Source organism: Gordonia sp. SL306, from assembly GCF_026625785.1.
GTDB lineage: Bacteria > Actinomycetota > Actinomycetes > Mycobacteriales > Mycobacteriaceae > Gordonia.
The window spans coordinates 2155134-2181662 of record NZ_CP113063.1 but is presented as its reverse complement, the minus strand read 5'-3'; the positions used below and the strand labels follow the sequence as shown (position 1 = coordinate 2181662).

At 65.8% G+C, this 26529-nt stretch carries 26 protein-coding genes; 19 read left to right on the top strand and 7 right to left on the bottom strand.

The genetic code is table 11. From position 1 onward, the window contains the following. Positions 1 to 23 precede the first annotated feature (23 nt). The 4 genes from OVA31_RS10010 to OVA31_RS09995 are packed head-to-tail and all read left to right on the top strand — an operon-like array spanning position 24 to position 5483. Positions 24 to 1532 carry an L-fucose/L-arabinose isomerase family protein gene (locus OVA31_RS10010; RefSeq protein ID WP_267630940.1) on the top strand — a complete coding sequence of 503 codons (1509 nt, stop codon included), beginning with the start codon at positions 24 to 26 and terminating at the stop codon, positions 1530 to 1532. Beyond that, positions 1529 to 3025: an arabinose isomerase gene (locus tag OVA31_RS10005; protein ID WP_267630939.1), complete on the top strand. Its 1497-nt coding sequence runs from the start codon at positions 1529 to 1531 to the stop codon at positions 3023 to 3025. Before OVA31_RS10010 ends, OVA31_RS10005 begins: the two co-directional genes overlap by 4 nt. Beyond that, positions 3022 to 4470, top strand: coding sequence for a sugar porter family MFS transporter (locus tag OVA31_RS10000; protein ID WP_267630937.1), 1449 nt, complete (start codon positions 3022 to 3024; stop codon positions 4468 to 4470). Before OVA31_RS10005 ends, OVA31_RS10000 begins: the two co-directional genes overlap by 4 nt. Next, on the top strand, positions 4467 to 5483 hold the full coding sequence (locus OVA31_RS09995; RefSeq protein ID WP_267630936.1) for an alcohol dehydrogenase catalytic domain-containing protein: 1017 nt from the start codon (positions 4467 to 4469) through the stop codon (positions 5481 to 5483). The genes OVA31_RS10000 and OVA31_RS09995 overlap by 4 nt, the downstream gene beginning before the upstream one ends. A gap of 85 nt (positions 5484 to 5568) precedes the next feature. On the opposite strand, the gene OVA31_RS09990 is transcribed toward OVA31_RS09995, so the two are convergent. Next, positions 5569 to 6222, bottom strand: coding sequence for a fumarylacetoacetate hydrolase family protein (locus tag OVA31_RS09990; protein ID WP_267630935.1), 654 nt, complete (start codon positions 6220 to 6222; stop codon positions 5569 to 5571). A gap of 126 nt (positions 6223 to 6348) precedes the next feature. Between OVA31_RS09990 and OVA31_RS09985 the strand changes: the two genes are divergently transcribed. Genes OVA31_RS09985 through OVA31_RS09970 form a run of 4 tightly spaced genes read left to right on the top strand, consistent with a single transcriptional unit; the run spans position 6349 to position 10438 of the window. After that, on the top strand, positions 6349 to 7653 hold the full coding sequence (locus tag OVA31_RS09985) for an MFS transporter (RefSeq protein ID WP_267630934.1): 1305 nt from the start codon (positions 6349 to 6351) through the stop codon (positions 7651 to 7653). After that, on the top strand, positions 7650 to 8795 hold the full coding sequence (locus tag OVA31_RS09980) for an aspartate/glutamate racemase family protein (protein WP_267630933.1): 1146 nt from the start codon (positions 7650 to 7652) through the stop codon (positions 8793 to 8795). The genes OVA31_RS09985 and OVA31_RS09980 overlap by 4 nt, the downstream gene beginning before the upstream one ends. 19 nt (positions 8796 to 8814) lie before the next feature. Next, on the top strand, positions 8815 to 9726 hold the full coding sequence (locus tag OVA31_RS09975; RefSeq protein WP_267630932.1) for a polysaccharide deacetylase family protein: 912 nt from the start codon (positions 8815 to 8817) through the stop codon (positions 9724 to 9726). A gap of 46 nt (positions 9727 to 9772) precedes the next feature. Beyond that, the gene (locus tag OVA31_RS09970) at positions 9773 to 10438 is read left to right on the top strand and encodes a GntR family transcriptional regulator (RefSeq protein WP_267630931.1); all 666 of its coding nucleotides are present in this window, start codon (positions 9773 to 9775) and stop codon (positions 10436 to 10438) included. Between the two features lie 16 nt (positions 10439 to 10454). Here the strand turns inward: OVA31_RS09970 and OVA31_RS09965 are convergent, their stop codons facing one another. After that, positions 10455 to 11300: a MerR family transcriptional regulator gene (locus OVA31_RS09965; protein ID WP_267630930.1), complete on the bottom strand. Its 846-nt coding sequence runs from the start codon at positions 11298 to 11300 to the stop codon at positions 10455 to 10457. Between the two features lie 252 nt (positions 11301 to 11552). On the opposite strand from OVA31_RS09965, the gene OVA31_RS09960 reads away from it, so the two are divergent. Genes OVA31_RS09960 through OVA31_RS09945 form a run of 4 tightly spaced genes read left to right on the top strand, consistent with a single transcriptional unit; the run spans position 11553 to position 15735 of the window. Further along, complete coding sequence (locus OVA31_RS09960; RefSeq protein ID WP_267630929.1) at positions 11553 to 12434, top strand: alpha/beta hydrolase; 882 nt, start codon at positions 11553 to 11555, stop codon at positions 12432 to 12434. Next, entirely contained in the window at positions 12412 to 13275 is an 864-nt protein-coding gene (locus tag OVA31_RS09955) for an SDR family NAD(P)-dependent oxidoreductase (RefSeq protein ID WP_267630928.1), read from the top strand. Before OVA31_RS09960 ends, OVA31_RS09955 begins: the two co-directional genes overlap by 23 nt. 1 nt (position 13276) lies before the next feature. Next, the gene (locus OVA31_RS09950) at positions 13277 to 14194 is read left to right on the top strand and encodes a ferritin-like domain-containing protein (protein ID WP_267630927.1); all 918 of its coding nucleotides are present in this window, start codon (positions 13277 to 13279) and stop codon (positions 14192 to 14194) included. Further along, positions 14191 to 15735, top strand: coding sequence for a flavin-containing monooxygenase (locus OVA31_RS09945; RefSeq protein ID WP_267630926.1), 1545 nt, complete (start codon positions 14191 to 14193; stop codon positions 15733 to 15735). The genes OVA31_RS09950 and OVA31_RS09945 overlap by 4 nt, the downstream gene beginning before the upstream one ends. On the opposite strand, the gene OVA31_RS09940 is transcribed toward OVA31_RS09945, so the two are convergent. After that, positions 15704 to 16534: a mycofactocin-coupled SDR family oxidoreductase gene (locus OVA31_RS09940; RefSeq protein WP_267630925.1), complete on the bottom strand. Its 831-nt coding sequence runs from the start codon at positions 16532 to 16534 to the stop codon at positions 15704 to 15706. The genes OVA31_RS09945 and OVA31_RS09940 overlap by 32 nt on opposite strands. 2 nt (positions 16535 to 16536) lie before the next feature. Next, entirely contained in the window at positions 16537 to 17397 is an 861-nt protein-coding gene (locus OVA31_RS09935) for an amidohydrolase family protein (RefSeq protein WP_267630923.1), read from the bottom strand. A gap of 68 nt (positions 17398 to 17465) precedes the next feature. On the opposite strand from OVA31_RS09935, the gene OVA31_RS09930 reads away from it, so the two are divergent. From OVA31_RS09930 to OVA31_RS09920, 3 genes are all read left to right on the top strand, one after another. Beyond that, positions 17466 to 18362 (top strand): LysR family transcriptional regulator, encoded by an 897-nt coding sequence (locus OVA31_RS09930; RefSeq protein ID WP_267630921.1) that lies wholly within the window; start codon positions 17466 to 17468, stop codon positions 18360 to 18362. 157 nt (positions 18363 to 18519) lie between these two features. Next, complete coding sequence (locus OVA31_RS09925) at positions 18520 to 18999, top strand: DUF4234 domain-containing protein (protein WP_267630919.1); 480 nt, start codon at positions 18520 to 18522, stop codon at positions 18997 to 18999. 166 nt (positions 19000 to 19165) lie between these two features. Next, complete coding sequence (locus OVA31_RS09920; protein ID WP_267630918.1) at positions 19166 to 19582, top strand: hypothetical protein; 417 nt, start codon at positions 19166 to 19168, stop codon at positions 19580 to 19582. Positions 19583 to 19636: 54 nt separating this feature from the next. On the opposite strand, the gene OVA31_RS09915 is transcribed toward OVA31_RS09920, so the two are convergent. Beyond that, entirely contained in the window at positions 19637 to 20818 is a 1182-nt protein-coding gene (locus tag OVA31_RS09915) for an amidase family protein (RefSeq protein WP_267630915.1), read from the bottom strand. Positions 20819 to 20926: 108 nt separating this feature from the next. Here OVA31_RS09915 and OVA31_RS09910 point away from each other — a divergent pair, with 108 nt between their 5' ends. Continuing rightward, positions 20927 to 21430, top strand: coding sequence for a nuclear transport factor 2 family protein (locus OVA31_RS09910; RefSeq protein ID WP_267630912.1), 504 nt, complete (start codon positions 20927 to 20929; stop codon positions 21428 to 21430). 4 nt (positions 21431 to 21434) lie between these two features. Here the strand turns inward: OVA31_RS09910 and OVA31_RS09905 are convergent, their stop codons facing one another. Further along, positions 21435 to 22406 carry a ketopantoate reductase family protein gene (locus OVA31_RS09905; RefSeq protein ID WP_267630911.1) on the bottom strand — a complete coding sequence of 324 codons (972 nt, stop codon included), beginning with the start codon at positions 22404 to 22406 and terminating at the stop codon, positions 21435 to 21437. A gap of 93 nt (positions 22407 to 22499) precedes the next feature. Between OVA31_RS09905 and OVA31_RS09900 the strand changes: the two genes are divergently transcribed. The 3 genes from OVA31_RS09900 to OVA31_RS09890 all read left to right on the top strand — a co-directional run bounded on the left by OVA31_RS09900 (position 22500) and on the right by OVA31_RS09890 (position 25676). Further along, positions 22500 to 22943 (top strand): MarR family winged helix-turn-helix transcriptional regulator, encoded by a 444-nt coding sequence (locus tag OVA31_RS09900; protein WP_267630909.1) that lies wholly within the window; start codon positions 22500 to 22502, stop codon positions 22941 to 22943. A gap of 81 nt (positions 22944 to 23024) precedes the next feature. Continuing rightward, complete coding sequence (locus tag OVA31_RS09895; RefSeq protein ID WP_267630908.1) at positions 23025 to 24605, top strand: long-chain-fatty-acid--CoA ligase; 1581 nt, start codon at positions 23025 to 23027, stop codon at positions 24603 to 24605. A 21-nt stretch (positions 24606 to 24626) separates the two neighbouring features. Next, positions 24627 to 25676, top strand: a complete 1050-nt coding sequence (locus OVA31_RS09890) for an alpha/beta hydrolase family esterase (protein ID WP_267630907.1) — start codon at positions 24627 to 24629, stop codon at positions 25674 to 25676. Here the strand turns inward: OVA31_RS09890 and OVA31_RS09885 are convergent. Then, on the bottom strand, positions 25659 to 26165 hold the full coding sequence (locus tag OVA31_RS09885; RefSeq protein ID WP_267630906.1) for a hypothetical protein: 507 nt from the start codon (positions 26163 to 26165) through the stop codon (positions 25659 to 25661). The two genes, OVA31_RS09890 and OVA31_RS09885, sit on opposite strands and share 18 nt — an antisense overlap. Positions 26166 to 26529 lie beyond the last annotated feature (364 nt).

The window sequence follows — 26529 nt, the reverse complement described above, 5'->3', positions numbered from 1 at the left end:
AGACCCAAGGAGAGAATCGCGAAATGACGCAGCTCATGGACAGTTTTCGAACCGCATTGCCCCCTGCAAAGACGCGGCGGAAGGCGCGCGTCGGCCTGGTCGCGGGAGGCCTCGGCACCTACTGGCCCCAGTTTCCTGATCTGCTGCCGCAGCTCGAGCAGTCGGCCGAATTCGTCGCGGAACGCTTCCGGGAGTTCGACGCCGACGTCGTCGACGTCGGGTTCATCTCGGATGCACGCGACGGGGACCGGGCGGCCGAAGTCCTTCGACGCGCCGACTGCGACATCATCGTCCTCTTCCTGACGACTTACCTGACCGCGTCGATGGTGATGCCGATCGCGAAACGGTCGAACGCGCCGATCCTGGTGATCGACCTGCAGCCCACCGAGAAGATGGACCACGCCACCTTCGACACCGGTGCGTGGCTCGCGTACTGCGGCCAGTGCTCCGTGCCGGAGCTCGGCAATGTGTTCCGGCGTTCCGGCGTGCCGTTCCGCTCGGTCTCCGGATGGTTGAACCAGCCGAGTGCCTGGCGTCGTATCGAGCAGTGGATCAATGCCGCCCAGGTGCGCGCCACGTTGCGGCATGCGCGGCACGGGCTGATGGGGCACGTCTACCCCGGGATGCTCGACGTCTCGACCGACATGACCCTGCTGCCGGCCACCTTCGGATCGCACGTCGAGGTGCTCGAGTTCGACGACCTGCGGGTGCGTGTCGCGGCGGTGACCGACCGCGAGGTCACCGAACGCATGGAGCTGGCCCGCGAGCTCTTCACCGTCGACTCCACCGTCGACGAGGACGACTTCTTCTGGGGTGCCAAGGTATCCGTGGGCCTCGACCGTCTGGTCGACGACTTCGGGCTCGACAGTCTCGCCTACTACCACCGTGGTCTCGACGGTGAACAGCACGAGCGACTTGGCGCCGGGATGATCCTGGGTGCCTCGCTGCTGACGGCGCGCGGAATCCCCACCACCGGAGAGTTCGAGCTGCGGACGTCGGTCGCGCAGCTGGTCACCCAGGTGGTCGGCGCCGGTGGGTCGTTCTGCGAGATCCAGGCGCTGAACTTCGAGGACGACGTCGTCGAGATGGGACACGACGGCCCGGCGCACCTCGGCGTCGCCTCGCGTGAACCCACCCTGCGTGGACTCGGCGTTTACCACGGCAAGCGAGGTTGGGGCGTCAGTGTCGAGTTCGACGTACAGCACGGACCGGTCACCGTGCTGGGACTCGGGCAGGACGCCGACGGCTCCCTCTCTCTGATCGCCTCGGAAGGAGAGGTGGTTCCGGGACCGCTACTGGCCATCGGCAACACGACGAGCCGGGTCGATTTCGGCCGCGACCCGGGCGAATGGGTGGACGAGTGGTCGGGAACCGGTGTGGCACACCACTGGTCGTTGTCCACCGGACATCGCTCCGGTGACTACCGGGCCGCCGCGCAATTGTTGGGCATCGACTTCCGCGAGGTTCGCGGCATCACCGATCACGCCCGGAGTTCCAATCGTCCGATCACCCGACGGGAGACACACGCATGACGCAGACCATCCACAGCGCCGAGACAGCCGGTGAGTCATCGGCCCCGCATCTCGCCCTGCGGCAACCACCCGCCCCGATGACGCGTGTCGGAGTCCCCAACGCGCGCATCGGTGTCGTCGCAGGCGGGCTGGGCGCCTACTGGCCGCAGTTCGACGGACTCAAGGATCGGATCGACGACTCGTCTCGGCACGTCATCGCCCGCATCGCCGACCTCGGGGCCACCGTGGTCGACGCCGGTCTCGTCTCCGACGTGACCGAGGGCGTGGCCGCCGCACGCCTGCTGGCAGCGCAAGATCTCGATCTGATCGTCATGCTCGTGCCGACCTATATGACGTCGGCGCAAGTGCTTCCGATCCTGCGTGACGTCGACGTGCCCATGGTTCTGCTGTCGCTACAACCCGACCGCAAGATGGACCATGCACGATTCGGCACCGGGGACTGGCTGGCGTTCGCGGGTTCGGCAGGGCTGCCCGAGATCGGCGTGGCGATGGATCGCATCGGCAAGAAGCCGCGCGCCATCGCCGGCTGGCTGGACGACCCGCGCGTGTGGCGGAAGGTCACCCGGTACGTCGCGGCAGCCCGCACCACTCGTCTGCTGCGTACCGCACGACACGGCATGATGGGCCACCTGTATCCGGGCATGTACGACATCGCGACGAACATCACCAACGTGGTCAAGGTCCTCGGCGGCCATGTGGAGGTGCTCGAGTTCGACGACCTCCGAGTACGTTTCGAGAAGGTCGAAGGTCAGGCGATCGACCGGGTGATGGCCGCGGTGGAGTCGGGATTCGAGCTGGCGCCCGGCGTCGACACCGACAACATCCGCTTCCAGTCGCAGGTCTCGGCGGCGCTCGATCAGCTAGTCGACGACTACGCATTGTCCACGTTGGCCTATTTCCACTTCGGTCAGCCGGGTGATATCTACGGCAAGCTCGCGACGGGGTTCCCCATCGGGGCCACCCTGCTGACCAGCCGCGGCATCCCGACCGTCACCGAATACGAACTCCGCGCGGCGATCGCGATGCTCGTGACCTCCACCCTCGGCGGCGGTGGAACCCTCACCGAGGGGCAGGCACTCGATTTCGATGCGGGAGTCGTCGAGCTCGGCCACAACGATGCAGCCGACTTGGCGATCACCGAGCACCGGCCGGTGTTGCGCAACCTCGAGGTCTTCCACGGCAAGGGCGGAGGCGGCGCGTCCATCGAATGCGGTGTGGCGCTGGGTCCGGTCACGCAATTCTCCATCACCGAGCGTGGTAACGGCCGGCTGCGATTCATCGCGTCTGAGGGCGAGGCCGTGGACGGTCCGCACATCACCATCGGCAACACCACCACCCGCATCGACTTCGGATGTGACCCAGGTCTGTGGACCGAGGAATGGGCCATGTCGGGATCCACCCACCACTGGTCGATGGCGCGGGGACATCTCGCCGCGGATCTCGAAGTGCTGGCCGACCTAGTCGGCGCCGAATTCGAAAGAGTGCAGCCATGACCGAGACCTTGACACGAGTGCAGCCGCCCAAGGTGACGCCCTTCTCCATCCTCGTCGCCGTCGGCGCGAGCCTCGGCGGACTGCTTTACGGCTACGACACGGGCATCATCGGCTCCGCCTTGCTGTTTCTCCAGGACGACTTCGGGATCAGTGACGATCCGGGCCTGTTGTCGGTCATCACGTCGATCACGCTGCTGGGCGCGATCTTCGGTGCCATCGGGACCGGACCGTTGTCGGAGCGCCTCGGGCGGCGTTGGACAGTGGTGCTGGTGGCGGTGGCGTTCATCGTGTTCGCCATCGGATGCGGCTTGGCCCCGAACGTGACCGTGCTCATCATCTTCCGGTTCCTGCTCGGCCTCCCGGTCGGGGGCGCATCACAGATCATCCCGACCTACATCGCCGAGCTCGCTCCCAAGCATGTCCGAGGCACCCAGGCCGTCCTGTTCCAGGTGATGATCTGCGTGGGCACGCTCGTCGCATACGCGACGGGGCATGCACTGGGGACGCACGCCGCGTGGCGGGAGATGCTGGCGTTCGCGGCCATCCCGGCAGTGGTGTTCCTCATCATCATGCTGATGCTCCCGGAGAGCCCGAGATGGCTGATCCTGAAGTCTCGTGAAAAGGATGCGGCTCAAGCACTTGCGAGAGTGCGGCCCGCCGGCTACGACGTCTCGGCCGAGCTCGACGAGATCAGGTCGGTCAGTGAGCCGAAGACCGGATCATGGCGCGACCTCCGAACACCCTGGGTGCGCCCGGCATTGGTGGCCGGACTCGGCGTCGCCTTCTTCTCCCAGGCGACCGGGATCAGCGCCATCATCTATTACGCACCGTCACTACTGGCCCTGGCAGGATTCGGGACATCTGCGGCCACACTCGCCTCGATCGGCGTCGGTGTGTCGCTGCTGGTGTTCACACTCGTCGGCATGGCGCTCCTGGAACGCCTCGGCCGACGGAAACTGGTTCTGTGGGGGCTGCCCGGTGCAGTGGTGGTGCTGGCCGTCCTCGCCATGGTCCTACCGTGGACGGCGGGCGCCGGAGCCGAACTGAGTATCGGATTACAAGTCCTCGTGATGATCTGTCTGGCAGGATATTTCGCCTTCAACGGCGGCAGCCTCTCGGTGATGACCTGGCTGTACATGGCGGAGATCTTCCCGCTGGAGGTTCGCGGTCGGGCGGTCTCCCTGTGCGCGTTCTGCCTGTGGGTCACGAACTTCCTCGTGACACTCCTGCTGTACTTCGCCGCGGACAAACTCGGCACCGGGCTGGTGTTCGGTGTCCTGGCGGTGGTGAACGTGATCGCCTGGCTGTTCGTGTGGCGCTGGGTTCCCGAGACCAAGGGCCGCAGCCTCGAGGAGATCGAGAGCTCCCTCAAAGGCGGCACGTTTACTCCACGAGTCCACATCGTCGACGCGTCCGCGTCGGAAGAGATCGGAGCGCGCCCATGACCGCGACACACATCCCCACCCAGATGAAGGCCTGGGTGCTGCACGGACCCAAGGACATTCGGATCGACGAGCGACCCGTACCCGGCATCGGGGCATCGGAGGTGCTCGTCCGTGTCGGCTCGGTCGGGGTCTGCGGAAGCGACAAGCACTTCTATCAGCACGGCCGGGCCAGTAGTGACGTCGTCACCGAGCCGGTGGTCCTCGGCCACGAGTTCGGGGGCACCATCGTCGCCGTCGGGTCTGACGTGCCCGACTCGCGGATCGGGGAGCGCGTCGCCGTCGAGCCACTGGTGCCGGACTGGACCTCCCGCGAGGCGCGGGCAGGGCGGTACAACATCGACCCGTCCCAGAAGTTCTTCGGTGTGCCCGGGCTGGACGGCGGTCTCGCAGAATACGTCGCCGTTCCGCAGGGCAACGCACACGCGATCCCCGACAGCGTGAGTGACAACGCGGCCGCGATGGTCGAGACGATCTCGGTGGCGCTGAACGGCATCGAGAAGGCGGCATTGCCGATCGGGGCGCAGGTACTGATCGCGGGGGCGGGGCCGGTGGGTCTCTTCGTGGCGCAGCTGTGTCATGCCGCCGGTGCCGGGCGTGTGGGGATCGTCGAACCGAATTCCGCGCGGCGCGAGATAGCGGCAAAGCTCGGCTGCGAGGCCTTCGAGAGCCTCGACGATGCCTTCGGTGACGCGCACGCGTTCATCGAGTGCACCGGTGTCGAGACGGTGCGGCACGACGGCTTCTACAAGGTGCGACCAGGCGGGCGGGTGGTGTTCATCGGGGTCGGCGGCGACGACGCGTCGGTACCGATGTCCCAGGTCATCGAGCGGGAGATCACTCTGCACGGCGTGATGCGGTACGCGTTCACCTGGCCGACAGTGATCGGCATGCTGGCCGACGGAAGTGTCGACGCCGACTCGCTGGTGTCGCGTGAGCTCGCCTTCGACCGTGCGGTGGAGGCCTGGACCGATCCCGATGCCGGCGAGATCAAGACGGTGATCCGGGTCGGGTAGGAAAGGTGGTATCTGCTCGACTGAGCTGACCGATTGTCGTGCCCCTGGGTGTTTCGACCCCAGGGGCACGATCAGTTTCTGGTGATCAGCCCGAGTCTCCCCGCACCGGCGTCCGCAACGAGCCGATCCCGGCGATGTCGATCTCGACGACCGAACCAGGCCGTAATACCGCCGCATCCTCGCGGCCCGGCGGTAGGTAATCCGGTGTACCCAAGAGGAATACGTCTCCGGGGTGAAGGGTGAACTGCTGGGATGCCCATACGACGAGCTCCTCTGCCCCGACGAATGCGGCCGAGACCGGGGTGTGCTGGATGGTCTGGCCGTCCACTCGGGTGCGGATGATCGCCTCGTCCCAATCGGGGGCGTCGACCGGCGCGACGAGCCCCGCGCCCAGCGGGCAGAAGCCGTCGAGTCCCTTTGCGCGCGACCAGTGGGCGTCGACGTCCTGGAGGTCGCGGGCCGTCACGTCGTTGGCGACGGTGTAACCGGCGATCACGGCACGCGCCTCGTCGGCGGATGTCAGGCGCCGGCATTCCGTCCCGATGACGATCGCGAGTTCGCCCTCGCACACCACTCGCTGCGCGATATCGCCGGAAAGATGCAGCGACTCGTCATCGCCGATCACGGAATGGGTGTTCTTGACGAACAGCTGCGGGCGTGGCGGGGGAGCCGTCGATTCGAGAGTGGGGAAGTTGCCGCCGGTGCCCCAGATCGTGCGGGGCTCGAATGATCGGCTCATCGCCTCTACCTCCGGGTTTGCAGGGTTTACGTACTGGTTACCGCGAACGCTTGTGGATCGGGCCGCCAGCACCTAGGTTCTTGGCATACCAAATTGGTATACCAAAACTTCGAAGGAGTAGTCCCGATGTCCAACACCCGTTGGCGCATGTTCGGCCTGTTGCTCCTCCTGGTCACGGTCAACTATGTCGACCGCGGGTCCTTGTCCGTGGCGCTGCCGATGATCAAAGAGGACTTCCACATCAGCGCGGAGATGACCGGTCTGCTCTTGTCGGCGTTCTTCTGGGCCTACGCGGCGATGCAGATCCCCGCCGGCTGGTTGATCGACAAGTTCGGCCCCCGCAAGCTGATCGTGGCGGCCTGCTTCGGCTGGGGTGGCGCGACGGCGATGTCGGGCCTGGCACCCAACATCGGGATCATGGCGTTCGCGCGGGGCGCGATCGGCATCGCAGAGGCGCCGATCATGCCTGCCGGCGGCAAACTCAACGCAGCCTTTCTCACCGAGAAGGAACGCGGCCGTGGCGCAACCATTCTGGACGCCGGTGCACCGCTGGGATCGGCGGTCGGCGGTATCGCCATCACCGGGCTGATCGCTTTCACCGGCAGTTGGCGCTGGGCCTTCCTCGCCGCGGGTGTGGTCACCATGCTCCTCGGCGTGTGGGCGTGGCGGGCCATCCGCGACACACCGGACGAACATCCCAAGGTGAATCCCGCCGAATTGGAGTACCTGACTCGTTCGCACGCCGAGGAGAGTGCACGCCATCGCTCGACGGGTCAGCGCGCGGGCCTCACGCACTATCTGAAGTTCCGCAGCTTCTGGGCGATGTGCCTTGGTTGGCTGGGATTCAACGGGGTCTTCTACGGATTGCTGACCTGGGGGCCCCTGTTCCTCTCGGAGAGCAAGGGTTTCGATCTCAATACCATCGGCTGGTCGACCTTCGTGATCTTCGGCTCCGGATTCGTGGGCGAGATAATCGGCGGACAACTCGCCGATAGGCTGAAGGAGAAGGGTTACAACACCAATCTGGTGATGCGGTCCCTGCTGGGCTTCGCCGGGGTCTGCGTGGTGCTCGGCCTGGTCGGAGTCGTGCTCATGCCAGGGCCGGTCGCAGCGATCGCGCTGCTGTCGGTGGTGCTCTTCTTCCTGCGATGGGTTGGCCTGTTCTGGTCCGTCCCGGCCATTCTCGGCGGCCGCGAGGACGCCGGTGTACTCGGTGGCGCAATGAATCTCGCCGGGAACGTGTCCGGCTTCGTCACACCGATGGCGGTCGGGTTCATCGTCGGCGCCACCGGCGGGTACACCTGGGCGCTGCTCTACTTCGTCGGAGCGGGCATCATCATGACCGTTGCCGTCCTCGTTCTCGACTACGCACAGCGGCTCGCCCCCAAAGCGGGGCAGCCGGCCACCACGACACCAGGAGTAGCGGTATGACCCGGATCGGAATGATCGTCCCGTCGTCGAACACCAGCGTCGAGGACACCACCTCACGCCTGCTGGCCGGGCGAGACGACGTATCCTTCGTGTCCACGCGAATCCGGGTGCAGGCCATCAGTACCGATGGTGCTGGAGCAGCGTTCGACGTGGAGTCGATGGTGGCCGCGGCACGCCTGCTCGCCGATGCGAAGGTCGACGTGATCGTGTGGAACGGCACGGCCGGCTCCTGGCTCGGCGTTGAGCACGATCGAACCATCTGCGCCGCCATCACCGACGACACCGGCCTTCCGGCGACGACGTCGACGCTGGCAATTCTTCAGGCCTGTCATGATTTCGGTGTCACCGCACTGGCGCTGGGCACGCCGTACACCGAGGATGTGGTCGAACAGATCGTCGCCGAGTACCGCAGTAGCGGCATTGATGTGGTGTCCCACTCGGAGTGGGGTCTGACCGACAACTTCTCCTTCGCGGCGGCCTCCGACGACGAGGTGACCAACCTGCTCATCGGCGCCACCGAGCAGGGCGATCCGCAGGCGGTTGCGCTCGTCTGCACGAACGTCGATGGCACCGGTGTGACCCGGGCGGTGGAGCAGAAGGTGGGTGTACCGGTCATCGACAGCATCGCGGCCACACTCTGGTGGGCACTCGAGATGGCCGGTGCCGACGCCCGAATCCGAGGGTGGGGAATCTTTCTCGAGCAGGCGGCATTCCGCCACCGTGCCAAGCAGGTCGTCACCGAGCTGCGCGAGCGAACCGGCTGTGACCGCACCACGGTGCGCGTCGACGACGCCGCGCTCGGACTTCATGTGGACCTCTGCGTGGCCGAATCCTGTGGTGCGGGAATCCGATCGATCCAACATGACCCGTCACTCGACCAGCGAGCGCTGGAGACGGTGCGCTGGCTCGACGAGACCCGTCGGGTACTGGTGCAGCCCGCGTTCGTCGAGCCGCCGTTCCCGCCGCAGGCGTTGCGCGATGTGTACGGGGTGAGTGCCCAGGTGCTCGGCCCGGTCGAACGTGACGGTGAGGTCGCCGCGTGGCTCTCGGCCCATAGCCTCGCCGAACGTGGCTGGTCCGACGACGACGTCGCCGCCATGAACGACGCCCGCGCCGCGATGGCCGATCTCCTCGGACGCTGAGACAGAAAGAGCACAACACATGACTGACAAGAAGATTCAGATCACCGTCGGCATCGATGTCGACTCCTGCGCCGGCTGGCTCGGATCATACGGCGGGCAGGACTCGCCCAATGACATGCAGCGCGGCGTGTTCGCCGGCGAGGTCGGGGTGCCGCGCATGCTTCGGCTGCTCGAGCGTCGCGACATCGTCAGCACCTGGTTCTGGCCCGGCCACTCCATCGAGACCTTCCCGAAGCAGGCGCAGATGTGCGTCGATGCGGGGCATGAGATCGGTGCCCACGGGTACAGTCACGAGAACCCACGGTCGTTGACCCTCGAGCAGGAGCGCGACGTGATGGCCAAGAGCGTCAAGCTGATCGAGCAGCTCTGCGGTGAGCGACCCAAAGGCTACGTCGCACCGTGGTGGGAGATGAGTGAGCACACCGCCTCGATCCTCGCCGAATACGGCTTCGCCTACGACCATTCGCAGAACTACAACGACTTCGTCCCGTTCTACGCCCGGGTGGGAGATCAGTGGACGCCGATCGACACGTCGCAGCCCGCGTCGCACTGGATGACACCGCTCAAGCACGGACACGAAATCGACCTCGTCGAGTTCTGCGGCAACTGGTACGTCGACGATCTGCCGCCGATGATGTTCATCAAGGGACACCCGAACTCGCACGGATTCGTCAATCCCCGCGACATCGAGCAGCTGTGGAACGACCAGTTCGACTGGGTCTATCGCGAACTCGACTACGCGGTCATCCCGATGACCCTGCATCCCGACGTGTCCGGGAGACCGCAAGTGCTGCTGATGCTGGAACGCCTCCTCGACCGCTGGGGTTCGTTCGACGGTGTCGAGTTCGTGACCATGGCTGATGCCGCGGATGAGTTCCGGACCCGCTTTCCCTTCGACGCGCAGGCGCGACCCGAGTTCGTGGGCCGATGATGCATTCGCCAGGGGAGTGACGGCCGGGCCGTAAGCTATGAGCGTCATGTCGCCGATCAGTCCCGAAGCCTCGTCCACAAACATCACCGACAGCGTCTCGCTGAGCGGGCGATTGCTGGATTCGCTGCGCTCGGACGTGATGACCGGCCGTTATCCGCCCGGCTACCGGTTGGTGGAACGGGATGTTGCCGATACCTACGGGGTCTCGCGGCTGCCTGCGCGCGAAGCCCTGCAGGCATTGCGCGCCGAAGGCTTCCTCGAAGTGCGCAAGACTCGTGGCCTGGTGGTGCGCTCGTGGACCGAACGCGACGTGAGTGAACTCTTCGACATCCGCCAGGCGCTGGAGGCGATGGCGTGCCGCGAGGCCGCCGACAACCGGACCGACGACGACATCGCGGCCCTGCGCGCCGCGGTGGTCGCCGCCGATGACGCGGGCGACGCCACGGCAGCACATGACGCGAATGCGCTCTTCCACCAGCTGCTGGTGACGGCATCGCACAACCGCACGTTGGGGGAGATCATGTCTCCCATCCTGTTTCGCGTGCAATGGCTGGTCCGGCAGATCCCGGACCCGCACACCGTGTCACACGATCACCACGAGATCGTCGAGGCCATCGCAGCCGGCGACGGTGAGCTGGCGGAGTCGCTCGCCAGGGAGCACGCGGAGCGGAACCGGACGACGACGTTGGAGGCGATGTTCGGGGCGGGGTGATGGTCCTGCCCGTGCTTCACCCGCCCTCGCCGAGTCGCGTCGCCAGCGACTGTGCCAGAAGGGTATTCGTCGTCTCTGTGAGGGTGACGCGCGTGGCTGCATCGGCGAGGGCTCGCAGCTGGACCAGTGTGAGCGTCACCTCGGTGAGTCGGTCGTCGCCCGTGCCGCCTGCCGTCGGAACCGCGAGTGCTTCTGCGGCACCGATCATCGCCTGGCCCAACTCCTGGAAGGCGGGTGTGACCTGCTCGATGACGTCGATGACCGCCGATGCGGGCCTGGTGGCGGTGATCAGGGGCAGGATCGTGTCGAGAAGGGCCGGTTCCTCGACGGTCACGTCATCCGCGGAGTGGATGGTGATGAGCTTGAGGCGCACCAGACGGTTGGCGTCGGCGGCATCGACGCCTGCCTCGGCGAGTTCCGTGAGAGACGTCGAACGTGACGTTGGTGGTTCCTGGATGTCGGTGAGCTCGGTTTCGAGTCCGAGGACGTCGGCGATCTGTCCTCCGTTTTGCCATGCCGTGATCAACTCGTCGATGTGGGCGATGGTGTACCCCCGTGACAGCATCGAACTGATCAGCGCGAGCCGCGATACGTGGCTGTCGGAATACAGCGTCACACGTCCGACGCGATGGGGTGGTGGCAGCAGACCGCGCTCTCGATAGACCCGAATGTTCCGGGTCGTGACGCCGGAGATCCGGGCCAGGTCGTCGATGCGATACCTCGACACGGCGGGCTGGCCGAATGCCTGTCGTGTGGCGTTTGCCAGCAGCCTGGTGATGGTGGTCTCGAGTTCGCGCGACTGTTTGCCCACGTAGCGAGGCGTGGCCGACATGTGCTCGATCAGTGTTGCCAGATGAGCCATGCGCGCTGACGATGCCCGGGCCATCGCTCGTCACCTCCGCCTTCGTGCTGTGCTTCCGCGCCGCGGCCGACGCCCGGTTATCACACTACGCAATGTGCCATTGACAGATGGCGGGATTGGTGATGCGATTCGACTGTGACGGAGACCTCATCTGCATCACGATGGGCGGCCTGGCTGGCGCGACGAACCTTGCGCCCGTTCGCCGAGGTGCTGCCTACCGGATCTGTGCAAGTCCACACGTCGCGTGCCATCGTGGCGGCCGCGATGCTGATCGGCTGCCCGCCCCCGCACAAGGTGACAGTCGACAGGCTTGCCACCGGAACCTTCCGGGGAGAGTGGGTCTACCCCGCCACCGCGAAGGAGTCGCGTCAGGTCATCCTGTACGTCCACGGGAGCGGGTATGCGATCTGCTCGGACCGTACCCATCGCGGGATCGCCGCCCGACTTGCTCGCCTGACCGGGATGCCGGTCTTCACAGTCGACTACCGATTGGCTCCGGAACATGCGTTCCCGGCGGCCGCCGACGACGTCGAGGCAGCGTACGCGTGGCTCCAGGACATCGGCTACCGACCGCAGAACATCACGGTCGCGGGCGATTCGGCGGGCGGGCATCTGATCCTGGATCTGTTGGCCGAGAACGTTCGTCGTGGGCGTTCACAGCCGAGGTCGGCGGTGTTGATGTCCCCGATCGTCGATCTGACGCTGGGGCTTGCCCGCCGGCGCGAGCGCGAAGTAGGCCCCGACCCGTTGATATCGGCTCGGGCCGCACGGCGACTGGTCCGTCACTACACGGCAGCACATCCCGACGACCTGCCGCGTCTGAAGCTCACTCTCGACCGCGCCGCCGATCTGCCGCGGACACTCATCCAGGTCGGCGGAACCGAGATGCTCGCCGCCGACGCAGCGGAAGCTCAGCGGATGATCCTGGATGCCGGCGGGACATGCGAACTCCAGACGTGGCCGGGCCAAATGCATGTGTTCCAAGCACTTCCGACGCTGATCCCGGAGGCGACACCCGCGTTGGCCGAAGTCGCCGCATTCATCACGCGGCCTTTCGAATCATCCAGTGATTCCGACCAGGACGTCATCGAGGAAAGGGACACGCGAAACCATGACAGCCAAGCGATCGTATGACGCACGCGCGGTGGTCACCGGTGCCGGCAGCGGAATCGGGCGGGCATTTGCCGTGGAGCTCGCTCGACGCGGCGGGCGCGTGCTGTGCGCGGACATCGATATCGACCGCGCCACCGAGACGGTCCGACTGATCGATCAGGCGGGACATGGACAGGCCGAGGCCATTTCCTGTGACGTGGCCGATGCCGACGACATGCGCGCGCTCGCGGCGCGGGCCCTCGACCATCTCGGTGGTCCGGCGGACCTGATGATCAACAACGCGGGCGTCGGGATCGGCGGCCGAGCGGTGGGCACCATCGGCGTCGACGATTGGGAGTGGGCACTCGGGATCAACCTGCGCGGAATGGTGTACGGCTCAGAGCTGTTCCTGCCGCAACTGCGCGAATCCGGACGCGCAGGGCTGATCAACGTCGCATCCGCAGCAGCGTTCTCCGCGGCGCCCGGGATGGGCGCCTACAACGTCGGCAAGGCCGGTGTGCTGGCGTTGTCGGAGACCATCGCCGCGGAGGTGGCGGGAAGCGGCATCGCGGTGACCGTCCTGTGTCCGACATTCGTCCGGACCAACGTCGCCGCCGACGGCAGGATCACCGGCGAGGCGATGAAGGTGGCCGAAACCCTGATGCGTCTGTCCGGTCGATCTCCGGAACAAGTGGCGCGGCAGACCCTCGACGCCAACGACCGGGGCCGTCTCTACGTGATGCCTCAGATCGACGCCAAGGCGATCTGGCTGTTCAAGCGACTGGCCCCGCGGACCTACACCTTCGGCGCCGGTCTCCTGCAGCGGTTCCTACCCGACCTCGTGTCGTCAGAGGTCGATGACCCCATCCCGGAAGGAGTGTGAGATGCCCATCGTGCTCGAGGACATGTTGCAGACCATCAAGGACCGACAGTGGGCGCTCGGGGACGTCGACTGGGAGGCTCCCGGTGCCGATCTCATCACCGAAGAACAGAAGCCAAAGCTCAAGGCCTTCATGGCTGATCTGGTGTGGATCGAGAACGTCGGGGCGCGCGGATTCGCCGCCCTGGCGAAGAAGGCCCCCGACGAGACCCTCGCCGAGATCTACCGCTACTTCCATGCCGAGGAGCAGAAGCACGCCAACGCCGAGCTCGCATTGATGCGACGGTGGGGGATGCTCGAGGATGACGAGGTTCCCGAGCCTAACGTCAACATCCGGCTCGCGATCGAATGGCTCGACACCTTCGCCGATCGCATGTCACTGTCCGTGTTGGGCACCGTGATCCCGATGCTGGAGGTCGCGCTCGACGGTGCGCTGCTCAAGTTCCTCCTCGAGGAGGTTCAGGATCCGGTGTGTCACGAGGCGTTCCGGAAGATCAATGCCGACGAGTCCCGACATCTCGCCGTCGACTTCCATGCCCTCGACATGATCGGCAACTCACGGCTGCGCACACTGATCATCGAGACGGTCGGTACCGTGGCCTCGCCCGGTGTCATCATCGGCGCGCTGATGTACGTGCCGCTGCTGAACAAGATGCGCGACAACATCGTCGACATGGGACTCCAGGAGGAGCGCCTGTACGAGGCGATGAAGCGGTTCAAGAATAACGGGGAGCGCGGCAAGGGCACCCGCCTGCTCACCTATCAGGTGCTGAAATATCACGCAGGCTGGGTCATCAACCGCGACAGTCCGTATCACTATTTCGCGGATGCCATGGTCCGGGTGACCGATCATTATCCGCGCTTCCTGTTGCGGCCGCAGCCGACCTGGTCGAAGGAACTGACCTACGAGCCGGTCGCATGAGCGGGGGAGGCGCGATCGATGAGCGGACCGTCGACACCACCACGCTGATCATCGGCGCCGGGTTCGCCGGCATCGGCACCGCGATCCGACTGCTCCAACAGGGACACGACGACCTGGTGATCCTCGAACGCGACGTGCGGCCGGGCGGAACCTGGCGGGACAACGATTACCCGGGCGCCGCCTGCGATATCCCGTCGCGACTCTATTCGTATTCGTTTGCTCCGAATCCGGAGTGGACACAAACATATTCGGCAAGCAACGAGATCCTGGCGTACATCGACAGCATGATCGCCGACCACGGACTCGACCGCTACATCCGGTACTCGCACCTGGCGACCGGGATGGAGTTCGACGAAGCGGCCGGTACCTGGGTCGTGGACATAGCCGATCGCGAACCGATCGTCGCGCGCACCGTGGTGGTGGCCTCGGGGCCGCTCTCGACGCCGGGCTATCCCGACATCACCGGCCTCGACGAGTTCGCAGGGCATCGGATGCACTCGGCGGCATGGGATCACGACTACGATCTGGACGGAAAGAAGGTCGGCGTGATCGGCACCGGCGCCAGCGGTGTCCAACTGATCCCGGAACTGGTTCGCGCCGGCGCCGATGTGACGGTCTTCCAGCGCACGCCCGGGTGGGTGCTGCCGCGTCTCGATCGCCGTGTCTCGGGGATGACCCGGCAGTTGTACCGTTCGATGCCGTTGACGCAGACCGTAGCTCGTCGACTGTGGTTCGCGGGACATGAGTCGGTGGCACTGGGTGCGGTGTGGAACTCGCCGTTCACCCGTGTGATCGAAACCGTGGCCAAGCTGAATCTGCGCGCGCAGGTAGGTGATCCGTGGATGCGGCGGCAACTGACCCCGGACTTCCGGGCTGGTTGCAAGCGTCTGCTCATGACAAACGACTACTACCCGGCGCTGCAGGCAGACAACTGCACACTCGTGACGTGGCCGATCGCGCAGATCTGCGAACACGGGGTGCGGACCGTCGAAGGCATCGAGCGACGATTTGACTGCCTCGTGTTCGCAACGGGTTTCGAGGTGTCGAAACAAGGGACACCCATCCCGATCCGAGGTCGCGACGGGCGGGTCCTGGCCGACGAATGGTCGGGCGGCGCATATGCGTACAAGAGCTTTGCGGTCTCGGGCTTTCCGAACCTGTACTTCACCTTCGGCCCGAACTCCGGACCGGGGCACAACTCGGCGTTGGTCTACATGGAGGCACAGATCGACGCCATCGTCACCGCGATCTCGATCATCCGTGACCGCGGCCTTCGACTCCTCGACGTACACGAACCGGCGCAGGACGCCTACAACGCGACCATCCAGAAACGGCTCGAACACACGACCTGGAACTCCGGCTGTCGTAGCTGGTATCTGACTGCCGACGGATTCAATGCGACGATGTACCCCGGATTCGCCACGCAATACATCGCCCAGATGAGGACGATCGATTTCACCCGAGACTTCCGTGCGGTCGCCGCAGACGCCGTGGCGTCGACGCGGTCGGTCAGGTCCGTGACGCCGACGTACCGAGGTTGACCTCCAGCACGGTACCGGTGGTGAGCCCCGGGTCGTCGACGAAGTACATGACGGCACGGGTGACGTCTTCGGGTTCGAGCCATGGCACACCGAGCGGGCTGAGACCGGCGAACACGGGTTTCGCGTCGTCGGGTGTCGGGTCGTCCAGATCTGGCCGGAACCGTCGCAACGTCGTCTCGTTCATCACCATCGGCGTCGCCACCGACGACGGGCAGACGACATTCGCGGTTATGCCGTGCGAACCGACCTCCAGGGCAACCGATTTGATGAAGCCGATGATGCCCCATTTGGTGGCCGAGTAGTGCGAGAGATCCTTCATCCCACCGCGACCCGCTCCCGACGACACTCCGATGACCCGGCCGAACCCGTTGGGCTTCATCGCTCGAACAGCGGCCCGGACACAGTGGAAGGTTCCGGACAGGTTGGTGTCCAGCATGTCGGTCCACTGCTCGTCGCTCATGTCCTCGAGCGGTACGAATGCACAGATCCCGGCGTTGGCGACCAGGATGTCGAGCCGGCCGTGTTCGGCGACGATGCGCTCGACCAGCGCGCCGACCGCTCCCGCGTCCCTGACGTCGAGCTGCGCACCGGTCGCGCGGCCACCACCATCGACGATCTCGGAGACCGTCGCGTCGAGTTCTTCGGACGTCGCCAGTGGGTAATTGACGGTGGTCACCTGCCGCACACTGTCGGTGACCACCACGTGGGCGCCTGCCGTGGCCAGCGCCCTGGCGTGCGCACGTCCCTGACCACGCGCACCGCCGGTCACCCATGCGACGCGTCCGGAGAGATCGGTCATCGTCATTCCTCGAATCCGTAGACACGGACCGCGTTGCGGCGGTAGAAACAGTCCTGCTCGTCCGGTGTCGCGGCGCCGATGATGGAATCCAGTGACTCGACCAGCTCGGCGTAGCGGCCGGCCATGTGCTCGATCGGGATGTTGCTGCCGAAGATCACCCGATCCCAGCCGAAGGCATCGACAGCGGGTTCCACCCATGGCCGCAACGCGGACGCCGACAGATCGACGGTCGTCATACCGAGCCCCGACACCTTGCACGATGCACGCGAACGCTGGGCGCAGTCGGCGATGGCGCGACGCCACGCCGTCCGGGCGTCGTCGTCGACACCGGTCGGCCAGCCCGTGTGCTCGAGCACCACCTCGAGATCCGGGTATTCGCCGATCGTTCGCAGCCAATCGTCCATGGTGTCCGGATGGGTGACGAGGTCGAAGACCAGTTCGTGGTCGTCCAACCAGTGCAGGATGGTCCGGGCCGACGACGACTCGGGCGGTAGGTCGTAGAGCACCCGGATGCCACGAAAGTGCGGTGTGACTGCGAGTTGCGCATCGAGGTCGGCGAGGAGCTCGGCCTCGGGGAGCGTCGGGTCGACGGTCCCGATGAAGTGCATGTCCACGTCATGGTCGCTTGCCACGGTGCTGACCCACCGCAATTCGTCGAGATAGGTCCGCGGGGCCGTGACGGCGGAGACGTGCACGAACTTCTCCACCGGGAACGATCCGGCCGCCTTCGAGTAATCGTCGAGACCGAAGTCGGAGTAGAGCTCGGGTTGGCCCAGACTCTCGGCCATGGCTTGGAGGCCGGGGTACCACGGATGGTTCAGATCCCAGAGGTGGACGTGAGCGTCGACGACGTGATCAGGCATGATGCCATCGTCGCGCCCAGCCGGACCAAACCACCAACACCCATTCGCTATCGATCTAGCATCGAGCGATGCTAGATGTTTCGCTGCGAGAGCTGGAGTACGTCGTCGCGGTCCATCGGGAACGCAGCTTCACCCGTGCCGCGCGGCACCTGCACATGGCGCAACCCGCCCTCAGCCAGGCGATCATCCGGCTCGAGCGACGCTTGGGTGTCATGCTGTTCGAGCGCACCAGCCGGCGGGTGGATCCGACCAGAGCGGGCGACGAGCTGGCCGCGGACGCCCGCGACATCATCGACCGGGTCCGAGTCGCCGTCTCCCGTGCGACCGGGACACCGCGGCACGTGCTCACCGTCCACGTCAGTGAGCCGGCGCTGGAGACCCCTCGTCGATTGCTGGCCGCGCTCCGCGCCGCCAAGCCGGACCTGTCGGTGCATCTGACGACGTTGCCCCGTGCGTTGACCGGTGACGATGCGGCGCGAGCACAGCTGTCGCTGACGATAGGCGGCCCGCTGGAAGTGCCCGGCGCGATGAGTGAGCCGATCCGCATCGAACGAGTCGGTGCGTTGATGACCGACGACCACCCGCTCGCATCCGCTGCGACCATCGCGCCCGACGACCTCACGCGTCACCCGGTGGTCTCCATCGATGACCAGTTGAGTCGATGGAACCGATGGGTCACCGACTGGCTGGGCATCCATGGATGCCAGCCACGCTGGACGACGTCGGCCGTGTTCGGCATCGTCGCCGGCAGCGACATGGTGACCGACGGCAAAGCCATCTTCGTCTGTCTGGAATCGGTGGCGGCCGATGTCCGCGACGGGTTCGTCTGGAAACCGTTGTCACCGAACGCCACTGCCACGTGGCACCTCAATTGGGTGGGTGCAAGACCGGATTCCGGTGCTCTTCATGAAGGTCTGTCCGCGGCACGCGCATACGCCCACACCGCGGGCTGGGCGGTCATCTGATCGGTTGAATCATCTCGGATTTCGTCCCGATGCGTAACGGGAGACAGCGCATCGTCGTATACCCAAGTGAGACCGATGCGTCTGACAGAACGCATACTCCGCTCCCGGCTGCGCCTGCTGTCACGGGTGGCCACCGCATCACGAATCGAGCCTGATCATGTCCGAACCTCCCGTTCAACCCCGTCCGGTTCCGCAGGGTCACGTGCCGATGGTCGCGCCGCATCCGGTACCGGTCGCGTCAGGGCTCGCAATGAAGCGTCGCAACCCCTTCGCCGTCTGGATCGGGCTGCCGCTGATCACCCTCGGCATCTACTTTTACGTGTGGTACTACAAGATTCACAAGGAGATGGCGGAGTTCGATCAACGACGCCAGATCCCGGTCGTCGGTCCGATGCTCGTGATGCTCCTGCTCGGCTGGACCGTCATCGGACCCCTGATCAGCTTCCACAACGCTGGGGCGCGAATCCGAAACGCGCAGGCCTCTGCCGGACTTCCCGCCACCTGCTCGCCGACCTTGTGCTGGGTGCTGGCGTTCGTGTTCGGGACGAATCTCCTTTACATGCAGTTCGAACTGAACAAGGTGGTGGACCGTTATGCCGGCGCCCCGCCGCATGCCACGGTCCCATTGTTCGTGTGAACCTCCCGGGGCTGCGGTGTAGGTATCGCGGGTAGTGGTGAGTGGCGTGGGTACTGTCCGCGATGGAATCCGGGTAGTCGCATACCCGTTCCGCGAGCGGCCGCAAGGGTGACCATCGAGATGTGCGCGATCCCCCCTGGCGCACATTCACCCACCAGGAGCAATCATGTCCACCACTGCATCTTCCACAACCCGGCGTCGGGCCCGCACGACAGCGGGCATCGCAACCCTCGCGGCCGCTGCGGGTGCCGCGACCCTCATTCTCGCGGCTCCGGCATCCGCACAGGCGACCAGTGTCTCGGTGACCCCGGGCCCCGGAGGTCGCATCGGCACCACCTGTACCTACGATGTGACGGCACCCGTCACCGGGCCTAACACGGTGCGTTTCAAGGACAATGGTGTACTCATCGGCGGCGGACCCATCGCGGTCTCCGGTGGCGTGGCAACCGTGAAATGGACCCCGACCACACCGGGCCAGCACACCATCACGGCCCAACAGGGCACAGGTAATGGCCCCACCCGCTCAACAAGCGTTCAAGTCGGCCAGGGCATGAACTTCGGCAGCATCTGCCTGGTGTTCTGACCGGCCATGCGAGGGTGGAGTCGGCTCCCGCGGGCCGGCTCCACCCGTCCTGCGTCATCCCTCACCGTCTGCGCACCGACGTGCCAGGCGAACGAGGGAGCGATCGGTGTGGGGGGCTCCGACGAGACAGATGCCGATCGGGAGGCCCGGTCGCGACGATGGGAATGTGACCGCCGGTAACCCTCCGATCGATGCGAGACAGGTGAGTTGGAGCGTCGTCTCACGCGCGCAGCGCAGGGCGTCGTAGTCGGCGTCGGTCGGTGCCGGGATGGTGGTGGCGGTGGGCAGCAACAGAACCCGGGACCCGACGGCCGACCGCAGGCGTGCGGCGATCCCGTGCGCACGGTGACGTGCGGCCACATAGTCGCTTGTGCTGATGGCCCGCCCGATCGCAAAGCGGGCGGCGATGTCGGCGGGGAGTGCGGTGGGATGCTTCGTCACCCAATTGCCGTGGGACTGCCACGCCTCATAGGCCTGGACCGTGTTGAAGGTCTCCCGGCAATCATCGAGGTCCAGGCCGATGGAGATGTGATCGGCATCGAAAAGGTCTGCGTAGCGCATGATCTCGTCGGCGACCTCATCATCGGCTGCGGCGAGGAGTGTCGGGTCGAGGACGACCGGCGCCGGCTCCTCGATGGTCGATCGCGCTGCGAGCGCGGCGTCGACCACACGCGCAAGGGTGTCGCCGTCGCGTGTGATCCACCCAACGGTGTCGAAAGACGGTGCGAGTGGCACCATTCCGGCGGTGCCAACGGCGCCATGGGTGGTGCGGAGGCCCCACAGCTTCTGGTAGGCGGCCGGTACCCGAATCGATCCGGCCGTATCGGTGCCGAGGCCGATCGTCGCGTCACCGTGCGCGACAGCAGCGCTGGGGCCGCTCGATGATCCGCCCGGAATGCGTCCCGGTGCGGCCAGATTCATCGGTGTGCCGTAGTCGTTGCTCGTGCCGGTGATGCTGTAGGCGAAGGCGTCGGTCTGCGCAACGCCCGTGACCGACGCGCCGGCATCGAGCAACGTGTGGACCGCCGCCGCGTGGTCCGGCTCGGGAACCATCTCGGCGAGAAAGTCCCTGAGCCCGGCGCCGATCGCTACTCCGGCCACCCCGAACACATCCTTGACCGCGACCGTCTCGCCGTGCAGTGGACCGTCGGTGGTCGGCATGACCAGCGGTGCACCGACGATTCGCCAGATACGGGTGTCCCACGTTGTTTCGAATTGGACTGTTGGTCCGACCATCTTTGGGAGCCTACGGTCGCCGCGCGGCGTGGGCGAGGTGAAACGGAGATGGTTACTGCGTCGTAACGCCACAGGAACATGGCGCGGACTCTGTCCTATCGTGAACCCATGACGTCCATCGACGACCTCACCAGCCGCCTCGACGACCTCGACCGGGTCGAGGCGATCAAGCAGCTGAAGCATCGGTACTGGCGTGCATGCGATGGCAAGGACCCCAACGGTTTCCGGGATTGCTTCGTCCGCAGCGGCGCCCGCATCGACTACGGTCCCCTCGGCGCCTACGACGACGCCGAACCGATGGCGAAGATCTTCGGGCAGGTTGCTCTGCACCGGGTCGACGGGGAGTACGTCATCTTCGACATGCACCACGGAATGCATCCCGACATCACGCTGACCTCTGACTCCACCGCGACCGGCCGCTGGACGCTGAAGTTCCGGCAGGTCAATCTGCTCGATCGCACCGAGACGATCATGACGGGGGAGTACGACGACGAGTACGTCGTCGAGGACGGCGAATGGAAGATGTCGGCCAGCACGCTGACGGAGCGATGGTCGATCCGCAGACCGCTCGGTGACGACGCGGAATTGCGACCGGGAACGTTTGGCGAATAGGGCGTCAGATCGCGTCGAGCTGCGCCAACGCGGCGGTCGGGTCAAGGCTGTTCGGCTCGAGCCCCTGGTTGACGAGTCGTGTGGTCTCGGCCTGTATCAGCTCGTTGACCGGGGTCGGTACCCCGTGCAAGCGGCCGAGGAGAACGATCTCGCCTGACAGGTAATCGATTTCGATGTCACCGGCCCCACGCGCGACGCTCTGCCAGGTCGAACTGACGAGGCTGTCCTCGCCGGTATCGCGCCGCACGATGTGGTCGCCACGGCGCTCCTGGTCGTCGGCTGCGCTGACCACGTCGATGCCTGCGGCCGCGAGGACGGTCTCGCCCTCGGCGCGGGCGTGCCGCATGAGCTCGCCCAGTGCATCGCTGCCTCGCCGATAGGTGGCGTCCACGCCGTTCCCGAGGTTCAGGATCAGCTTGCGGTACTTCCACGCCATGATGTCGTGCCGCGTCCGGGACTCGAACGACGCCGCGCGAAGCTGTGTGGAGATCGCCTGGGCGACATCGTCGGCGTCGGTCGGGAAACGGCCCACGTCGAGAATGCCGGGTCTGGCAGATGACCCCTGCACCACGACGCCCGGCTCCAGGTGCGTGGCCGGCAACATGACACAGATCGAGTAGGTGTTGGGGAAGCGCCGCAGGATCGCCGCTTCGTTCGCGACACCGTTCTGGGCGGACACGATCGGCGTGGTCCGTGGTGCGTGGGCCTGGAGGTCGTCGAGGGCAGCGGCGGTCTGCTGTGACTTCACGCAGAGGAGTACGACGGAATCGTCGGTCCACTCGACCTCCGACGCATTGGCCGCCGCGGTGATTCTCTGGCTCTGGATGCCGTCCGCGGTGTCGAGGACGAGTCCCCGATCCCGGATCGCCTGTAGGTGGGCGCCGCGGGCGACCACCGTCGTCGGAGTCCCCGAACGAAACAGGTGGGAACCGATCACACCGCCGACGGCGCCGGCCCCGTAGATGACGAAATGCATGGCACCCAGGTTAGGCATGGTCGGCGCGGTGTCGAATCGCGCAGCCGCTCGAGGCTTGACGTCAAGCGCACTTGAGGTCCTAACGTCGGTGCGATGAGACCGCAGATGCAACCGCCGCTGGAACAGCCCATCGGATTCTGGACCATCCGTGCAGGTGAGGCGATCCGATCACGGATCAGGTCGCGGCTCGCGGAGGTGGGTGTCACCCAGCATGAGTGGTGGGTCCTGCATCAGCTGTCTCGATACCCGGGTGGTGTCGACGAGCAGCAACTGGTCGCGACGATCGGACCGAACGATACCGATGAAGCGATCGTGCGGACCATCGACGCCGTGATCGGCAAGGGATGGGTCGAGCGGCGCGGGGCAATGGTGATGGCGACCTCGGCGGGTACCGAGCGATTTGCGGTGGCCGCCGAGGCCCAGCGTGAACTGGGGATCGAACGCCGGCGGGGCATCTCCGACGAGGAATACGAGACCGCCATCAGCGTTCTCCAGCGCACCATCGCGAATGTCGGAGGCGACGCCTGGCATTGGTGATCCGGGATGGCCCACACGTCAGCAGGTCATCGGTCACACTCGGAACCACGCATTGGCGACCAGTGAAGAGGAGACCCCGGGATGTCAGAGAGCAATCGGCCCGCACCCCCGACACCCGCGGACTTCACCTTCGACACGCTGAGCCCGGTCACGTTCCTCGCGCGTGCTGCCTTGGTCTTCGCCGACCGCACCGCGATCGTCGACGGCGACCGCACGTTCAGCTATGCCGAGTTCCATCGTCGGGTCGGCGGGTTGACTGCAGTACTCGACGGCCTGGGCATTCGGCCGGGCGACCGGGTGGCCGCGTTGTGCAGCAACAGTCACGAGATGCTGGAGCTGCACAATGCGGTCCCACGGCTCGGTGCGGTGTTGGTGCCGTTGAACATCCGCCTCTCCGAAGCGGAATTGAGCTACATCGTCGAGCACAGCGGGGCGAGCCTGCTGGTGGCGACGGTCGAGTTCGCCGAGGCGGCCCGCGCGGTCGGCGCAACAGCGGGTATCCGGGTCCTGGTGTCGGGAGATGCCGACGATGAGTACCGAACGCTCCTCGACAGCGCACCGGGACCGGTGTGGCGTGACGTGGACGAACGCGGGCTGCTGGCGATCAACTACACGTCGGGCACCACCGGGCGTCCCAAGGGCGTGATGTATCACCACCGCGGCGCCTACCTGCAGTCACTCGCGATGGCCTACCACACCGGCATCGGACCGGCATCCAACTATCTGTGGACGCTGCCGATGTTCCATTGTGACGGTTGGTGTTTCCCGTGGGCCGTCACCGCCGCCGGCGCCACCCACGTGTGCCTCCGCGGAATCGACACCGCGCAGATCTGGCGTCACCTCACCCACGACGGCATCACGCATTTCAGTGCCGCACCGACGGTGTTGACCATGATCGCCGAGGATCCGGCCGCTGCCCCGCTCGATCACATCGTGGAGGCGACGACCGGCGGCGCCCCGCCCTCTCCGGCGCTCCTGGCGCGCATGTCCGACCTCGGCATCGAGGTCACTCACCTCTACGGACTGACCGAGACCTTCGGGCCGATAGCCGTGAACCAGTGGCAACCCGAATGGAACGCCGGTACCCCGCAGGAGCGTGCAAACCTGAAGGCACGACAAGGGATCGGCAACATCGCGGCCGGTGTGGTGCGGGTGGTGACACCGGAGGGAGACGACGTCCCGGCGGACGGCAGCACCGAGGGCGAACTGGTGGCGCGAGGCAACAACGTGATGCTCGGCTACTACCGCGATCCCGAGGCCACCGCGGCGGCCACGGTGAGCGGCTGGCTGCGTACCGGCGACATTGCGGTCATGCACCCCGACGGATACGCCGAGATCCGTGACCGCAGCAAGGACGTCATCATCTCCGGCGGCGAGAACATCGCGTCGGTCGAGGTCGAGCGTGTTCTCGACAGCCACCCCGACGTCGTGGAGTCGGCCGTGGTGGGGCGCCCCGACGAGCGCTGGGGTGAAGTGCCGATCGCCTATGTGACCGTCCGCGAGGGCGGCGAGGTGGATGCGGACGCCCTCATCGCATTCGTGCGAGAGCGGCTGGCACGGTTCAAGGTTCCGAAGGAGATCGTGTTCGCGGAGTTGCCCAAGACATCGACGGGCAAGATCCAGAAGACGGTGCTGCGGGAGCGGCGCTTGCACAATATGTGACCTACATCTAATGTCCACCTCATGAGGGTGCAGGTCACACTGTGCGTATTGTTCGCGACCGCGTTGGCGTTGATGACCACCTGCGCCACCGTCTCCGCGGCTCCGGCGGAGCGGTCGACTGCGGCATCGGCGCCGGTTCCGTCGGCCGGATGTCGGGCGGCCGCGACGCCACCCGGAACATCTCTCCATGGCTTCTCCGCGGTCGGGCGATCCGGTGACTACCTGCAGGAGGTTCCCCGCGTTGCGCCCCGCGTCCCGATGCCGGTCGTTTTCGACGTCCACGGCTACCTGCAGCCGGGCGCTCTGCAGGACGCGTGGAGTGGGATGGGTGCTTATGGCGCCCGCCACGGGTTCGCGGTGATCACACCGGAAACCCATGTGCTGCCACCGAAATGGGACTACGGCCGAAACGGTGTGGACATCAAGTTCCTGTCCGCGCTGCTGACCCATGTGGAGCAGACGCTGTGTGTGGACAAGCGGCGGGTGTACATGACCGGACTGTCGATGGGCGCATTCACCGCTTCGTCGGTTGCCTGTCAGCTCGCGGATCGATTCGCCGCAGTGGCGCCGGTCTCCGGTCTCCAGAACTTTGCATGGTGTCGTCCGTCCCGACACGTTCCAGTGGTTGCCTTCCACGGGACAGGCGACGAAATCCTTTCCTACTCCGGTGGTGTCGGGCCGCGAGGCAAGCTCCTGCCGTCCACCGACGGCTCGGCGAGAACGATCGGTCAGCAACGTCGCAACGACGCACATCCGAAACTGATGCCCAACAGCGAGAGCATTCCCACCCAGACCGCCGCCTGGGCCCGGCGGAACGGCTGTACAGGCCGACCGACGACTCGGAAAGTCGCTCATGATGTTTCGCGAACGTCATACTCGTGCACACCCGACAGCGCCGTGGAGCTCTACACGATCCAGGGCGGTGGCCACAACTGGCCCGGCGGTGACCCGGCCATCGCGGCTACCGAGTTCACCGGTCCGATCACCTCGTCGATCAGCGCCACCGCAATCATCTGGGATTTCTTCCGCAGCCATCCGCTGACCGCGCTGAAATCACCGGACGCTGGGTAGCGGCACTCCCTTCGAGGCGAAGTCGTTGACCTGACTCTGCGACACGGGTTTCCAGTCACTCTTGCCGAAGATGTGGATGCCGTTGATGTCGGCTCCCTTGAGGGTCTGTGCCTCGTACTCGTAGTGGTAGTGCACGGCGACTCCACGCCCGCCGACGGTGGTCACCGGGTAGGACTTGTCGGGTACCGCCCGAACGACACGCAACCGAATCTGAGAGCGGCCCTGGATGTCGACCGCGGCTCCCGGGCGTGCGGGATTGACTCTGCCGCCGGCGCCCGGTGCGGTGTTCGGTTCCGAGCCCTGCGGCAGGGGGACGCCGACACCATTGTTGGTCAGCGGGTTCGGCGTGATCAGGTTCTTCGAGAATGTACCTGTCGCACCATCGTTGGCGTCTGGATCGATGACGCGAGTGGTGGTCCGAGGGTCGCCGCCCGCGGGCATGCTGTCGAGGTCGAAGACACGGGTGGTGCCGCTGTGGCTGGAACTCACCGCGCAGCCGTGTGGGCAGTTCTCGGTTGTGATCGCCGAACCTGGTAAGGAGGGACTACCCGGGATGCTCCGAGCATCGACATACGGACCACTCGGCTCTGACGGCGCAGTCGGCTCGGACGGGGCGGGTGTCTCGGCGGGCGGCTGCGTGGTGGGCGCTGGTGGGGTCGGTGACTGTGTCTGCGGGGTCGCGGGTTCGGGCTGTGGCTCCGGCTGTGGCTCTGGCTGTGGCTGTGGCTCTGGCTCGGCCTCTGGCGCCGAATGTTCGGAAGGACCTGCTGTCGAGGGGGATTGGCCATCACCCTCGGGCGAGGCATCGGACTTTGGTGGTGTCCGGTCCCGACCACCGGGTGTGATCGGTGCT